At 66.4% G+C, this 14,114-nt stretch carries 16 protein-coding genes; 12 read left to right on the forward strand and 4 right to left on the reverse strand.

All coding sequences use genetic code 11. The features are described from left to right. Positions 1–27 precede the first annotated feature (27 nt). On the reverse strand, positions 28–2,232 hold the full coding sequence (locus tag ETP66_RS00115) for an ATP-dependent Clp protease ATP-binding subunit (protein ID WP_130839455.1): 2,205 nt from the start codon (positions 2,230–2,232) through the stop codon (positions 28–30). A gap of 145 nt (positions 2,233–2,377) precedes the next feature. On the opposite strand from ETP66_RS00115, the gene ETP66_RS00120 reads away from it, so the two are divergent. From ETP66_RS00120 to ETP66_RS00165, 10 genes are all read left to right on the forward strand, one after another. Further along, on the forward strand, positions 2,378–3,898 hold the full coding sequence (locus ETP66_RS00120; RefSeq protein WP_130839457.1) for a glycine--tRNA ligase: 1,521 nt from the start codon (positions 2,378–2,380) through the stop codon (positions 3,896–3,898). A 13-nt stretch (positions 3,899–3,911) separates the two neighbouring features. Continuing rightward, positions 3,912–4,238, forward strand: a complete 327-nt coding sequence (locus ETP66_RS12480; RefSeq protein WP_130839459.1) for a DUF6883 domain-containing protein — start codon at positions 3,912–3,914, stop codon at positions 4,236–4,238. After that, on the forward strand, positions 4,235–4,465 hold the full coding sequence (locus tag ETP66_RS00130) for a DUF4926 domain-containing protein (RefSeq protein WP_201738428.1): 231 nt from the start codon (positions 4,235–4,237) through the stop codon (positions 4,463–4,465). The genes ETP66_RS12480 and ETP66_RS00130 overlap by 4 nt, the downstream gene beginning before the upstream one ends. 47 nt (positions 4,466–4,512) lie before the next feature. After that, entirely contained in the window at positions 4,513–5,508 is a 996-nt protein-coding gene (locus tag ETP66_RS00135) for an aspartate-semialdehyde dehydrogenase (protein WP_130839461.1), read from the forward strand. Between the two features lie 83 nt (positions 5,509–5,591). Next, on the forward strand, positions 5,592–6,608 hold the full coding sequence (locus tag ETP66_RS00140; protein ID WP_236630055.1) for a LacI family DNA-binding transcriptional regulator: 1,017 nt from the start codon (positions 5,592–5,594) through the stop codon (positions 6,606–6,608). Between the two features lie 44 nt (positions 6,609–6,652). Next, the gene (locus ETP66_RS00145) at positions 6,653–7,915 is read left to right on the forward strand and encodes an ABC transporter substrate-binding protein (RefSeq protein ID WP_130839463.1); all 1,263 of its coding nucleotides are present in this window, start codon (positions 6,653–6,655) and stop codon (positions 7,913–7,915) included. Between the two features lie 3 nt (positions 7,916–7,918). After that, complete coding sequence (locus ETP66_RS00150; RefSeq protein ID WP_130839464.1) at positions 7,919–8,767, forward strand: carbohydrate ABC transporter permease; 849 nt, start codon at positions 7,919–7,921, stop codon at positions 8,765–8,767. Continuing rightward, on the forward strand, positions 8,764–9,567 hold the full coding sequence (locus ETP66_RS00155) for a carbohydrate ABC transporter permease (RefSeq protein WP_130839466.1): 804 nt from the start codon (positions 8,764–8,766) through the stop codon (positions 9,565–9,567). Before ETP66_RS00150 ends, ETP66_RS00155 begins: the two co-directional genes overlap by 4 nt. 10 nt (positions 9,568–9,577) lie before the next feature. After that, positions 9,578–10,621, forward strand: coding sequence for an ABC transporter ATP-binding protein (locus ETP66_RS00160; RefSeq protein ID WP_130839468.1), 1,044 nt, complete (start codon positions 9,578–9,580; stop codon positions 10,619–10,621). After that, positions 10,611–11,900 (forward strand): alpha,alpha-trehalase, encoded by a 1,290-nt coding sequence (locus ETP66_RS00165; RefSeq protein ID WP_236630056.1) that lies wholly within the window; start codon positions 10,611–10,613, stop codon positions 11,898–11,900. The genes ETP66_RS00160 and ETP66_RS00165 overlap by 11 nt, the downstream gene beginning before the upstream one ends. Here the strand turns inward: ETP66_RS00165 and ETP66_RS00170 are convergent. Next, a complete protein-coding gene (locus tag ETP66_RS00170) occupies positions 11,897–12,604 on the reverse strand; it encodes a TlyA family RNA methyltransferase (RefSeq protein WP_130839470.1) in 708 nt (235 codons plus the stop codon). The genes ETP66_RS00165 and ETP66_RS00170 overlap by 4 nt on opposite strands. A gap of 17 nt (positions 12,605–12,621) precedes the next feature. On the opposite strand from ETP66_RS00170, the gene ETP66_RS00175 reads away from it, so the two are divergent. Beyond that, positions 12,622–12,933 (forward strand): DUF3234 domain-containing protein, encoded by a 312-nt coding sequence (locus ETP66_RS00175; protein WP_130839471.1) that lies wholly within the window; start codon positions 12,622–12,624, stop codon positions 12,931–12,933. Next, positions 12,926–13,354: a hypothetical protein gene (locus ETP66_RS00180; protein ID WP_130839473.1), complete on the forward strand. Its 429-nt coding sequence runs from the start codon at positions 12,926–12,928 to the stop codon at positions 13,352–13,354. Before ETP66_RS00175 ends, ETP66_RS00180 begins: the two co-directional genes overlap by 8 nt. Positions 13,355–13,417: 63 nt before the next feature. On the opposite strand, the gene ETP66_RS00185 is transcribed toward ETP66_RS00180, so the two are convergent. Then, the gene (locus ETP66_RS00185; RefSeq protein WP_130839475.1) at positions 13,418–13,774 is read right to left on the reverse strand and encodes a HepT-like ribonuclease domain-containing protein; all 357 of its coding nucleotides are present in this window, start codon (positions 13,772–13,774) and stop codon (positions 13,418–13,420) included. Further along, positions 13,764–14,078 (reverse strand): nucleotidyltransferase family protein, encoded by a 315-nt coding sequence (locus ETP66_RS00190; protein ID WP_130839477.1) that lies wholly within the window; start codon positions 14,076–14,078, stop codon positions 13,764–13,766. Before ETP66_RS00190 ends, ETP66_RS00185 begins: the two co-directional genes overlap by 11 nt. Positions 14,079–14,114 lie beyond the last annotated feature (36 nt).

Genomic DNA, 14,114 nt, shown 5'->3' on the forward strand with positions numbered 1-14,114 from the left:
GGCTCCCCCGCGCCCTTTCCGCGGGGGTCAGACCAGAAGCTCCTCCACCTCGTGGAAGGTGAGGCGGCCCTCCTCCACCCCCACGTGGAGCTGGCCGCTGGGCTTCTTCAGGAGGGCCAGGGAGAGGGGGTCTTCGATGCGCTCCCGGATCACCCCGCGGATGGCCCGGGCGCTGCCCGTCTTGGGGGCCTGCTCCACCACGAAGCGGGCCACCTCGGGGCCGAAGCTCACGGCGATCTCCCGGGACCTGAGCTCCTTTTGGATATCTTCCAGCATGAGCCGGGCCACCTGCACCAGCTCCTCCTCGGTGAGGGGGCGGAAGCGGATGACCTCGTCCAGGCGGTCCAGGAACTCGGGGGTGAAGAGGGCCTTGAGGGGGGACTCGGTGTCCACCTCCTTGGCGGTGAAGCCGATGGCCGGGCCCACGTTGTAGCCGGTGTTGGAGGTCATGATGAGGATGACCCGGCGGAAGTCCACGGTGCGGCCCATGCCGTCGGTGAGGCGGCCCTCGTCCAGGACCTGCAGGAAGGTGTTGTACACGTCGGGGTGGGCCTTCTCGATCTCGTCCAGGAGGACCACGCTGAAGGGCTGGCGGCGCACCGCCTCCGTGAGGCGTCCCCCCTGCTCGTAGCCCACGTAGCCGGGGGGAGCCCCGATGAGCTTGGAGATGGAGTGGGGCTCCTGGAACTCGGACATATCAAAGCGGACGAGGGCCCGCTCCGAGCCGAAGAGGACCTCGGCCAGGGCCTTGGCCAGCTGGGTCTTGCCCACCCCGCTCTGCCCCACGAAGAGGAAGCTGGCCGCCACCCGGGTCCTCCCCCCAAGGCCCACCCGGGCCCGGCGGAGGGCGCTCGCCAGGGCGCGGATGGCCTCCTCCTGGCCCACCACCCGCTTCCCGAGCTCCTCCTCCAGGTGCATGAGCTTCTCGTCGTCCTTGTCGTCGGTGTAGATCCCCCCCCAGGAGTCCACCACTGCCTCCAGGTCTTCCCGGGTGACCGTGGGGGTGCCGTCCTCCTCCTCGGCCACGGGCAGGCCCAGGGAGGCGTTGAGGCGCACCCGGCTCGCCGCCTCGTCGATGAGGTCGATGGCCTTGTCGGGAAAGTTGCGCCCGGGGAGGGAGCGGATGCCGATCTTCACGGAAAGCTCCAGGATCTCGTCGGGGATGATGACCCCGTGGTGGGCCTCGTAGCGGGGCCTTAGCCCTTTCAGGATCTCCAGGGTCTCCTCCGGGGAGGGCTCCAGGACGATCACCGGCTGGAAGCGCCTCTCCAGGGCGGCGTCCTTTTCGATGTAGCGGTGGTACTCCCCGGTGGTCGTGGCCCCGATCACCTGGATCTCCCCCCGGGCCAGGGCGGGCTTGAGGATGTTGGCCGCGTCCAGGGTGCCCTCCGCCCCCCCGGCCCCGATCAGGGTGTGAAGCTCGTCGATGAAGGCGATGACCTTGGCGTTCTTGAGCTCCTCGATGATCTGGCGCAGGCGCTCCTCGAACTCCCCCCGGTACTTGGTGCCCGCCACCACCCCGGCCAGGTCGATGGCCACCACCCGGGCCCCCCGCAGGATGGGGGGCACCCGCCCCTCCACGATGGCCTGGGCCAGGCCCTCCACGATGGCCGTCTTGCCCACCCCGGGGTCGCCGATGAGGACGGGGTTGTTCTTGGTGCGCCGGGCCAGGATCTGGATCACCCGGTTGATCTCCTCCTGGCGGCCGATCACCGGGTCCAGCTTCCCTTCCCGGGCCTCCTTGGTGAGGTCGCGGCCGTACTCGTCCAGGAAGGGGGTGTTCACCGGCTTTTCCCGCTCGCGGCCCTCGGCCATGGAGAGCACCCGCCAGCGGATGGCGTCTACGTCCTTGGCGAAGTGGGAGAGGATGCGGTAGGCGATCCCGTCCCCCTCGCGGATGATGCCCAGGAGGATGTGCTCCGTGCCGATCACGGGGGCCCCCATGTTGCGGGCCTCGGCGCTGGCCAGCTCCATGACCCGCCGGGCCCGGGGGGTGATGGCCGGGGGCTCCCCGGTGCGGCTCCCCTCGCCCCGGCCCACCAGCTCCTCCACCATGCGGCGCATGGCCTCGAGGCTCGCCCCGTACTCCTGGAGGATGCGGGCCGCGGTACCCCCCTCGCGCATCAGGCCCAGGAGGAGGTGCTCCGGGCCGATCATGGAGTGGCCTAAGCGGCTCCCCTCCTCCCTGGCGTAGTGGAAGACCAGCCTGGCGCGGTCGTCGTACCTGTTCATCATCCCCCTCTACCCCAGATTCTAGCGTATGGCGGCGGGGAGGGTGGGGTTTGCGCCCAGGGTCACCTTGGCCGCCCCGCCTGCCTGGCCTTCCCCCTTGTAAGATGCCCCATATCGGGGGCCTTGGGCCCCTTGGGGAGGGACGATGCCGGCGAGCACCCTTGACGAGCTGGTGGCGCTTTGCAAGCGGCGGGGGTTCATCTTCCAGGGCTCGGAGATCTACGGGGGCCTGCAGGGCACCTACGACTACGGGCCTTTGGGGGTGGAGCTCAAGAACAACCTGAAGCAGGCCTGGTGGCGACGGAACGTCTACGAAAGGGACGACATGGAGGGCCTGGACGCCAGCGTCCTCACCCACCGCCTGGTCCTCCACTATTCCGGCCACGAGGCCACCTTCGCCGACCCCATGGCGGACAACCGCCTCACCCAGAAACGTTACCGCCTGGACCACCTCCTCAAGGAGCAGCCGGAAGGGGTGCTCCGCAGGCTTTACCGGACCATGGAGGCGGAGGAAGGGGATCTCCACGCCCTGGTCCAGGCCATGATGCGGGCCCCGGAACGGGCCGGGGGGGCCATGACCGCGGCTGGGGTCCTGGACCCGGCCAGCGGGGAACCGGGGGACTGGACCCCGCCCCGCTACTTCAACATGATGTTCAAGACCTATGTGGGCCCGGTGGAGGAAGAAGCCGCTTTGGCCTACCTGCGCCCGGAGACCGCCCAGGGCATCTTCGTCAACTTCAAAAACGTCCTGGACAGCACCAGCCGCAAGCTCCCCTTCGGCATCGCCCAGATCGGCAAGGCCTTCCGCAACGAGATCACCCCCAGGAACTTCATCTTCCGGGTGCGGGAGTTCGAGCAGATGGAGATCGAGTACTTCGTCCGCCCCGGGGAGGACGAGGGCTGGCACCGCTACTGGGTGGAGGAAAGGCTTCGCTGGTGGCAGGAGATGGGCCTAAGCCGGGAGAACCTGGTGCCCTACCAGCAGCCTCCTGAGGAGCTCGCCCACTACGCCAAGGCCACGGTGGACCTCCTCTACCGCTTCCCCCACGGCCTGGAGGAGCTGGAGGGGATCGCCAACCGCACGGACTTCGACCTGGGGAGCCACACCAAGGACCAGGAGGAGCTTGGCATCAGCGCCCGGGTGCTCAAAAACGCGCACTCCACCGCCCGCCTCGCCTACCGCGACCCCGACACCGGCAAGTGGTTCGTGCCCTACGTGATCGAGCCCTCCGCCGGGGTGGACCGGGGGGTCCTGGCCCTCCTGGCCGAGGCCTTCACCCGGGAGGAGCTTCCGAGCGGGGAGGAGCGCATTGTCCTAAAGCTTAAGCCCCAGCTCGCCCCCATTAAGGCCGCGGTCATCCCCCTGGCCAGGAACCGCCCGGAGATTACCGGCTACGCCAAGGCCCTCAAGGCCCGCCTCCAGGCTCTGGGCCTTGGGCGCATCCTTTACGAGGACACCGGCAACATCGGCAAAGCCTACCGCCGCCACGACGAGGTGGGCACCCCCTTCGCCATCACCGTCGACTACGACACCATCGGCCAGAGCAAGGACGGAACCACCCGGCTCAAGGACACGGTGACGGTGCGGGACCGGGACACCATGGAGCAGATCCGGCTCCACGTGGACGAGCTGGAGGGGTTTTTGCGGGAGAGGCTCAGCTGGTAAGTCCCTACCCAGAATGCGCTTTGTCGTCCCCTGGACCAAGCTCACGGAGTACCTGCTCAATCCCCGTCATCCCGAGGGGGGCAGTAAGGCGTGGCTTTTCTTGGCCAAAGGCTTTTCTCCCCAGGCCCCGGAGGTGCTGGAGGAGGCGCTCCAAAGGCACGCCCTTCAGGCAGAGGAGGTAACGCGGAGGCCTGGCTTTAGGGGGCAAGGAGAGGTGCTGGTGCTCAGGGGGCCTGTGGCTTGTCCCAAAGGTTCCCTTCTTCTGCAAAGCGTTTGGTATCGTGGGGAAGGAGAGGAAGCTTTTCGGTTGGTGACGGCTTACCCGTGGAGGGGAAGATGATTCGCGAGCACGACCTGGTGGTGCTGAAACGGGACCGCGAGGAAGTTGGCCTCGAGGCGGGGGACGTGGGCACGGTGGTGCTGGTCTACCCCCAGGGGGGCTACATGGTGGAGTTCGTGGACCATCGGGGGAATACCCTGGCCCTCCTGGATCTGGCGGAAGAGGAGGTCTCGCCCCTGGAAGGCCCGGCCCTGCTTCGGGCCAAGGCCCCAGGTGGGCATGCGTAAGGAGCGTCGGGCATGTGGACGATTCGCGTTCAAAGGGGAGGGCGGGCATGAGGGTGGCGGTGGTGGGGGCCACGGGGGCCGTGGGGCGGGAGATCCTCAAGGCCCTCGAGGCCCGTAACTTTCCCTTGAGCGAACTGAGGCTGTACGCCTCCCCCCGCTCCGCGGGGGCGAGGCTCCCCTTCCGAGGGGAGGAGCTCCCCGTGGAGCCCCTTCCCGAGGGGCCCTTGCCCGCCGATTTGGTCTTAGCAAGCGCCGGGGGAAGCCTCTCCAAGGCCCTGGCCCCGGTCTGGGCGGAGGGCGGGGCCTTGGTGGTGGACAACTCCAGCGCCTTCCGCTACGAGCCCCACGTGCCCCTGGTGGTGCCCGAGGTGAACCGCGAGGAGATCTTCCGGCACCAGGGGATCATCGCCAACCCCAACTGCACCACCGCCATCCTGGCCATGGCCCTCTGGCCTCTGCACCAGGCTTTCCGGGCCAAAAGGGTCATCGTGGCCACCTACCAGGCGGCGAGCGGCGCCGGGGCCAAGGGGATGGAGGAGCTCCTCCTGGAGACCCACCGCTACCTCCACGGGGAGGCCCCCAGGGCCGAGGTCTTCGCCCACCCCCTGCCCTTCAACGTCCTCCCCCACATCGACGCCTTCCAGGAAAACGGCTACACCCGGGAGGAGATGAAGGTGGTGTGGGAGACCCACAAGATCTTCGGGGATGCCTCCCTCCGCATCAGCGCCACCGCGGTGCGGGTGCCCACCCTGAGGGCCCACGCGGAGGCGGTGAGCGTGGAGTTCGAGCGCCCCGTCACCCCGGAGGCGGCCCGGGAGGTCCTGGCCCAGGCCCCCGGGGTGGAGGTGGTGGACGAGCCCCAGGCCCGGCGCTACCCCATGCCCCTCACGGCCAGCGGCAAGTGGGCGGTGGAGGTGGGCAGGATCCGGGGAAGCCTGGCCTTTGAAAACGGCCTGGACTTCTTCGTGGTGGGGGACCAGCTCCTGAAGGGGGCGGCCCTGAACGCGGTGCAGATCGCCGAGGAGTGGCTCAAGGGGCCTTAGGGCTTCGGGAGGTCCTTTCCCCCGGGGTTGACAACCCGGGGGATTCCCTTTATGATGGCTTCCAAATCGTTTTGGAGGACGCCGTGCGCCTTAAGGACCTCGCCGCCCATCTTGGCCTTTCGGTAACCACGGTTTCCCGCGCCCTGGCCGGTTACACGGACGTGGCTCCCGCAACCCGGAGGCGGGTCCTCGAGGCTGCCAAGGCCCTGGGCTACCGCCCCCATCCCTTGGCCCAGCGCCTGCGCAGGGGGCGCACGGAAGCAGTGGGGGTGGTTATCCCAGCCCCCAAAGGGCAGTTTGCTGACCCCTTTTTCCTGGAGCTTCTTACGGGCCTTGGGGAAGCCTTGGGGGAAGTGGGGTTAGACCTCCTGGTCACCGCCTGCCCACCTGGACCGGAGGAACTGGTCTGCTATCACCACCTGGTGGAGGGGCGGCGGGTAGACGCCTTGGTGGTGGCCCGCACTCGTGTGCAGGACGAGAGGATCCTCTACCTTCTGGAAAAGGGCTTTCCCTTCGTAGCCCACGGCAGAAGCCAGGGGGTGGCGGAGCCCTTTCCCTTCCTGGACATGGACGGCACCCTGGGGTTCTACCGGGCCACGGTCCACCTTTTGGAACAGGGCCACCGACGGATCGCCTTCATCGGTGCCCCTCCGATGTTCAACTTCGCCCGGCACCGGCTCGAAGGATACCTCTGGGCTGTGAGGGAGGCAGGGTTGGAGCCTCCGATGGGCTACCTCCGGCAGGGGGATCTCACGGAAGAGGGAGGGCTACGGGCTGCGGAGGCCCTCTTGGACCTCCCTGAGCCCCCTACCGCCATCCTAGCTGCCACGGACCGCATGGCCTGGGGGGTCCTGCATGCCCTTAAGAAGCGGGGTCTCAGGCCGGGGCGGGATGTTTCCCTCATCGGCTACGATGACCTGCCCTTTAGCCGCTATACCGATCCCCCCCTTTCCACCCTGCGCCAGCCCTTTAGGGAGGAGGGGCGTCGGCTGGTGGAGCTGCTCCTGGGTCGCCTCGAGGGGCAGCCCGTGGCGGAACTCCAGGAGGTTTGGGTGCCGGAGCTGGTGCTTAGGAGTACGGACGGTCCGGCCCCTGCGTGACCCCTAGGCCGGGCGGGGTAAGGCCCGGCGGAAGGAGGTTTGGGATGCGGTGGTTGGCTATAAGTGTGGTTTTCGCGAGCTTCGCCTTGGGCCAAGGCACTGTGGTCTTCCTTTCCACCCAGCTCAGGCCCCTGGAAGAGGCCCAAAAGATGCGCCAGGTAATCCTGCGGGACTTTCCAGGCCGGGTGGAGTTCATTCCAGAGGACACGGGGCCCTTTACCGATCGGGTTTTGGCCGAGGCCAGAGCGGGCCGGGTAACCATCAGCCTTTTGGGAGGGTTACACGGGGACTTTCCCCCCTTTTTGGTGGCTGGGGCCTTGGATCCCCTGGACGATTTCCTGCCCCGCTTGGCCGAGCGCCGCTTTCCCCAGGCCTTTTTGAATCTGGCCAAGCTGGGCACGGGAAACACCTACTACGTTCCCTGGATGCAGGCTACCTACATCATGGTGGCCCACCGGGAGGCTCTAAGGTACCTTCCTCCCCGGGCGGACCTGAACGCCCTCACCTACTCCCAGCTCCGGGAGTGGGCAGCTAACCTGCAGCAAGCCACAGGGAGGCGGCTTCTGGGCTTTCCGGCAGGGCCCAGAGGACTGATGCACCGCTTCTTCCAGGGCTACCTTTACCCCGCCTACACCGCGAGTGCCGTGGTGAAGTACCGGAGCCAGGAGGCCGAGGCTATGTGGCGGGAGTTTCGGGAGCTTTGGCGCTACGTTAACCCCCAGTCCACCACCTATGACTTCATGCAGGAACCTCTCCTGGCCGGGGAAGTTTGGGTGGCTTGGGACCACACGGCGAGGCTCTTGGAGGCCCTGCGGCAGCGTCCCCAGGATTTCGTGGCTTTCCCCGCGCCCATCGGCCCCAGGGGTAGGGGCTTCATGCCTGTACTGGCGGGGCTTGCCGTGCCCAAGGGGGCTCCCAACCGCACGGGGGCCTTAGAACTCGTGGAGTACCTGACTCGGCCAGCCGTGCAGCTCACCACCTTGCGGGAGGTGGGCTTCTTCCCGGTGGTGGACGTGCGCCTGCCCCCAGATCTACCCCAGGGTACCCGTATGGCCGCAGAGGCCATTGCCCGCCAGGCCGGTGGGAGGACCGCTCTGCCCAGCCTCCTTCCTGTAGGTCTTGGCGCCAGGGGTGGGGAGTTCAACAAAGTCTATATGGATACCTTCGTCCGTACCGTCTTGAGGGGGGAGGACATCCGCCGGGTCCTGGATCAGGAGGCGGCCAATCTGCGCAGGATCATGCAGGAAACCGGCGCTCCCTGCTGGGCTCCCGATCCCCCGAGCCCGGGAGCTTGCCCGGTGGAGTAGGCCATGCAGCGGGAGGCCCTTACCCCTTACCTGCTGATCCTCCCCGCTACCCTTTTCCTCCTCTTCCTCTTTCTCACCCCTTTGGTGGAGGTGGTCCTCCTCTCCTTCCAGGGGGGCGAGGGGTGGGGCCTCCAGGCCTACCAGCGGATGGGTAGGGACCTCTACTTCCGGGATGCCCTACGGAACACTCTGTTGCTTACCGCAGTCATCGTTCCCCTCCAGGTGGCCTTGGCCCTGGTTATGGCCCTCCTGGTCCAAGGACTTAAGCGGGGACGGGACCTCTTTCTCTACTTTTGGACCCTTCCTTTGGGCATCTCTGACTTAGCGGCGGGTATCGTCTGGCTCGCCATTTTCACTGAGCGCGGTTACCTGAATACCTTCCTACAAGCTTTGGGGTTGCTGGAGGCGCCCAGGCTGTGGCTTAGCTACGAAACCCCCCTCTCCCTTTTCCTGGCCGTGGTGGTGGCGGAGGTGTGGCGGGCCACGGCTTTGGTTTTCGTGATCCTGGTAGCGGGGGTACAGCTCATTCCCAAGGAGTATGGGGAGGCAGCGGAGGTCTTTGGAGCCACCCCCTGGCAGCGTTTTCTGCGGGTTACCCTGCCTCTACTTAAGCCTAGCCTGCAGGCTGCCTTCATCCTCAGGACCATCCTGGCCTTTGAGGTCTTCGCCGTGGTCCTGGCCTTGGGCGGGCGCAACCTGCCGGTGTTGGCGGGGGAGGCTTATTACTGGTACACCGCGTACCAAAACCCACAGGTGGCGGCGGCTTACGCGGTTCTGATCCTCCTCGTTTCCGTACTGGCCACCTTGGCCTACCTTCGTCTCCTTCGGGTGCGGCCGGAGGTGGGGGGATGAGGTGGGTTGCCCCGGTTTACTACGCCCTGGCCCTTCTTCTGGTCCTTTGGGTTGTGTTCCCCCTCTACCTCCTGGCTTCCCTGGCCTTTTCCGAGCGCCAAGCGGTTTTCGCGTACCCCAAGCCCCTTTATCCCTCGCCTCTCTCCCTGGAGGTTTTACGGGCCTTCCTAGAGGTGCCCGGCGTGGCCAAGGCCCTGGGCAACAGCCTGCTAGTGGCCAGCCTTACCCTGCTCCTTTCCCTTCTCCTGGGAGCCCCCGCCGGCTACGCCCTGGCCCGGTACCGCTTCCTGGGGGCTGACCTTTTCCGGATCCTGGTTCTCCTGACCCGGGCCTTCCCCCTGGCCATCTTGGCCATCCCCTTGGCGGTGCGCTTCATCCGCCTGGGCCTTTACGACACCCCTTTGGGGGTGGCCCTGGTGCACACCGCCTTGGCCCTACCTTTTGCCGTTCTGGTCACCTACAGCCTTTTCGTGGCTATCCCCAGGGAGCTGGAAGAGGCTGCCTGGACCTTAGGATGCACCAAGGTCCAGGCCTTCTTCCGGGTGGTCCTGCCCCTGGCCCTTCCGGGGCTTGCCGCCACGGGAATCTTTGCCTTCATCATCTCCTGGAACGAGGTCTTCGCCGCTACCCTCCTTACCTTGCGGGAAAGGACCCTGACCGCCTTGCTTCTGGCCTTGCTCCACGACTCCCCTCTGCCCTTTCGCTTTGCCGGGGGGTTTGTCCTGGTGGTTCCGGCCTTGGTCTTTCTCTTTGTCGTGAGGCGCTACCTCTTTGCCCTATTTGGCATCGCCAGCCGATAGGAGGTCAGATGTGGCCCGCGTTCGTCTGGAAGGTATAGAAAAGCGCTTTGGGCGCACCCGGGTGCTGAAGGGGGTAGACCTCGAGGTCCAGGACCGGGAGTTTCTGGTCCTCCTGGGACCTTCGGGTTGCGGCAAGACCACCCTTCTGCGTATCGTGGCTGGGCTGGAGTGGCCGGATCGAGGCCGGGTTTTCCTAGGGGAGAGGGAGGTAACTTCCCTTCCCCCTAGGGCCCGGGGGTTGGCCATGGTTTTTCAAAACTACGCGGTCTTCCCCCACCTGACGGTTCGCGAGAACATCGCTTTTGGTCTCAGGATGCGCCGCTATCCCGAGGGGATAGTGCGGGAAAAGGTGGGGAGAGCGGCGGAGCTTCTGCGCATAGGGGAGCTTTTGGATCGCTACCCTGCCCAGCTTTCCGGGGGGCAACGGCAACGGGTGGCGGTAGCCCGGGCCCTGGCGGTGGAGCCCGAGGTGTTGCTTATGGACGAGCCCCTTTCCAACCTTGACGCCCTTTTGCGCTTGGAGCTCCGGGCGGAGCTCAAACGGCTCCTGAAGGAGACAGGGGTCACCACCGTCTACGTGACCCACGATCAGATGGAGGCCATGGGCATGGCCGACCGTATCGCGGTGATGCGGGAAGGAGAGATCGTGCAGTACGGTCCGCCCCTCGAAGTTTACCAAAAGCCGGTGGACACCTTTGTAGGGGGCTTTTTGGGCCACCCACCCATGAACTTCCTGCCCCTGGGGCCTGAGGAGGCCTCCTTCCTCCTGGGCGATCGGCGGGAGGTGCTAGTGGGGGTACGGCCCGAGGACCTGCAGGTCTTCCAAGAGGAGATTCCTGGAGGAGTTCCTGGACGAGTCCTCGTGGTGGAGCCTTTAGGACCCCATCAGCTCGTGACCCTGGAGGCCTGGGGCCAGGCTTTAAAGGCCACCGTTCCTTCTTCCCTTTCCCTGGAGCCTGGAAATCCAGTATGGCTTAGAATCTCTAAGGAAAGCCTCCGGCTCTTCGATCCCCGGACGGGACGGGCGCTTCTGGAGGTAGGACGTGCTCCGTGAGGTGGTGAAGGCAGCAGAGGCCGTGCTCCGGGCCAATGACCGGGACGGGTACACGGTGCCTGCCCAGGGGCTTTACCCTTTCCAGTGGCTTTGGGATAGCGGCTTTGCCGCTTTAGGTTGGGCGGTCCTGGATGAGGAGCGGGCGTGGCTCGAGCTGGAAAGGCTCTTCCTCGGGCAGTGGGAAAGCGGTTTCCTGCCCCATATTGTCTTCCACCAGGAAGATTCCGGCTACTTCCCGGGGCCGGAGGTCTGGGGGGTGCGGAGGGATCCCCCGACCTCCGGCATCACCCAACCCCCCTTCCTGGCCCCCGTAGTGCTCCACCTGGTACGCAGATCCAGCGAACGGGGCTTGGAGCGGGCCCGCTGGTTTTATCCCCACCTCCTTGCCTTCCACCGTTTCCTCCACCGGCACCGGGATCCAGGGGGAAGCGGCCTGGTGGCGGTCCTCCATCCCTGGGAAACAGGGATGGACAACAGCCCCGCTTGGGACTTACCCCTGAAGAGGGTCCCCCGCCGTCCCTTTGCCTTGGAAACCCGGAGGGACATCCAGCACGTACCCCAGGAGGAGCGTCCCCGGCAGGAGGATTACGAGCGCTACCTTTACCTGGTGTCCTTGTTCCGGGAGTTGGGGTATGATCCGGATGCGTGCTTCCGGGAAAGTCCTTTTCGGGTGGTGGACGTGGGCTTCAATGCCCTCCTACTCTTTGCCGATGAGGCCCTGGGGGAACTGGCTTGGCTCTTGGGCGAAGATCCCGCGGAGCCTAAAGGCTGGTTCCAGAAGGGGGTTTTAGCCCTGGAAGCCCTCTGGGATGAGGAGGCCGGGCTTTACCGCTCCCTGGATCTCCACACTGGGGAACGGATTCCTCGGGATACCTCGGCGGGCTTTCTCCCGCTTTTGCTGCCCCTGTCTTCCTCCCGCGTGGGGCGCTTGGTCGCTACTTTTCGCGCCTGGGCCGGGGAGGCTAGGTACCTTTTCCCCAGCGCCCACCCTTTGGCGCCTTACTTTGAGCCCAGGCGCTATTGGCGGGGCCCGGTCTGGGCTCCGATTAATTGGCTTTTGGCCTGGGGTCTTATCCGCCACGGCTTCCTGGAGGAGGCGGCCCGTTTGCGGGAGGACTTGATTGCCTTGGTGGAAGGTTCGGGTTTTTGCGAGTACTACCATCCCCTTACCGGGAAAGGGTTGGGGGGAAGGGGGTTTTCTTGGACGGCAGCCATTTACTTGGCGTGGATAGGGGGCCAAGCCGCTTTTCCCGTAGGGCTTGGTGGCCCCAATCTCTAGGCCTTACGTAGCCAAAGCCAATACTCCCGGTTCCCCTCCTTTCCCGGCAAGGGGCTCTCCCTTTCCCCCAGGGGCTGGAAGCCGAGCTCCCGGGCCCTTTCCCGCACCCGCTCCAGGGCCCGTTGCCGTAAGGCTTCCTCCCGCACCACCCCCCGGTGGGCCCCAGGCCAGAGCTCGAACTGGGGCTTCACCAGGACGAGGGCCTCGCCTCCCGGTTTGAGGAGCTCCTTTACCTTGGGCAGAAGCAGGGTGGAGGAGATGAAGGACACGTCCATGACCACCAGATCCACGGGCTCGGGGAGCTGGAGGGTGCGGGCGTCCTGCCCTTCCAGGGCCACCACCCGGGGGTCCTCCCTGAGCCTGGGGTGAAGCTGATCCCGGCCCACGTCCACCGCGTAGACCCGCCCGGCCCCCCTTTCCAGGAGCACCTGGGTGAAGCCCCCGGTGCTGGCCCCAAGGTCGGCGGCCACCTTGCCCTGGGGGTCCACGGGAAAGGCGGCCAAGGCCCCCAGGAGCTTGTAGGCCCCCCGGCCCACGTACCGCTCCTCGGCCAGGAGCTCCACCGCTGCCCCTTCAGGTACGGCAAAGCTGGGCTTAACCACCACCTTGCCCCCTACCTGCACCCGGCCCGCCTCGATGAGCCTCTTCGCCTTCTCCCGGCTCTCCACCAGGCCCCGTTCCACCAGGTAGCGGTCCAAGCGCACAAGGGTATTATGGGCCCGTGGAGCCTGAGCTTTCGGGCACCTGGTATGTGCTGGAGGGGGAGCCGGGGGAGCACCTGGTCATGGAGGCGCTGGGGCAGCGGCTTTCCGGCATCTGGACCTCCGAGGCCCTGGCCCAGGGCTTCCTGGCCCGGCATCCCCGGCTCGGGATGCGGGTGAGCCCCCTGGAAAGCCCCGCCCTGAAGGAGGCCTTCCTCAGGGCCCTGGGGATGCTCCGGGTGGAGGGGGTCCTGGTGGACTACGAACCCGGGGCCCACCGGGCGCGGATGGCCCGGGTGGAAGAGCTTTTACGGGAGGTGCGGCGTGCGTAGGTGGCTTGCGGCGTTTTCGGTGGTTTTGGCCTTGGGTCTGGCCCAGCGGGCCGAGGTGAGCCTGGGAAGCCCCTTTGGGGTGCAGGGGGGCTTGCGTTTCCCCCTGGTGCCCTTGCTTTTGGATGGCCGGGTCTACGGGGGGGTGGGCCTCGAGGCCCTGGGGGGCGGGGCGGACCTCCTCCTCAAGGTGCCCCTCACCGACCTCTACCTGGGCCTGGGGGCCTTTTACGGCAGCGGCCCCGGCCTCACCTGGCCCCAGGACGCCCGGGGCCAGGGGGGCCTGCGGGCGGTCCTCGGCACCTGGCTCAACCTGCCCCTCCCCTTCGTGGGGGTCTACGCCGAGCTCCACCCCACCTACTACCTGGCCCCCGCCCAGGGCTTCGGCCTCGGGGGGGCGGTGGGCTTGAGCGTGGGGCTCTGAGAGCCTCTGTGAGGGCCAACGAGGGCTGTGCGAAGGCGGTGGGGAACTCTTGCGCTCCGCTCTCTATTCCCCCACTTCCCCCAGACCCCGTAGCCTGGCCTCCACCTTGGCCAAGAGCTCAGGCAGGTGTCCCCGCACCACCCCGTACACCACCGCTGGGTCCACCTGGGCGTAGGCGTGAATGAGGCGGTTTCGCATGGCAATGACCCGTGGAGCCTCGGGAAAGGACTCCCGCAGGTCGGGGAAGTGCTTCAAGGCTTGGGCTAGGGCCTCACCGATGACCTCCAGCTTCCGCTCCACCGCAGCCCTTAGGAGGGGATCCTGGGCGAAGGAAGGGAAGTCCTTCTCCCCTAAAAAGGCCAGAACCTCCCGCCCTGCCTGCAGGATGTCCCAGAGGTAGGCCCTCAGTTCACGCGGCATACACCTCTTGCCTGTCCCTCAGGAGGCTTTCCTGGAGGAAGGGGTTCACCACGGCCCCTGCTTCCAGGAGGTCCACTGGGCACCCTAGGATGGCCTCCAGGTCTAAAAGGAGCCCCAGGTAGGCTGCCGCGTGCTGTTCTGGAGACATGGGGAAGAACTCCACCAGAAGATCCAGGTCGCTTCCTTCCCCCGCTTCTCCCCGGGCGTGGGAGCCCACCAAGTGGAGGCGGCGCACCTGGTGCCGTTCCATAAGGGAGCGCACCTCTGGGGAAGTGAGCTTGGCGAGGGCCTCTTCCCGGGTCATCTGCCTTCAGTATAGGGGGCGGGGCGCTCCGTTTCC

The organism is Thermus thermamylovorans (assembly GCF_004307015.1).
Classification (GTDB): domain Bacteria; phylum Deinococcota; class Deinococci; order Deinococcales; family Thermaceae; genus Thermus; species Thermus thermamylovorans.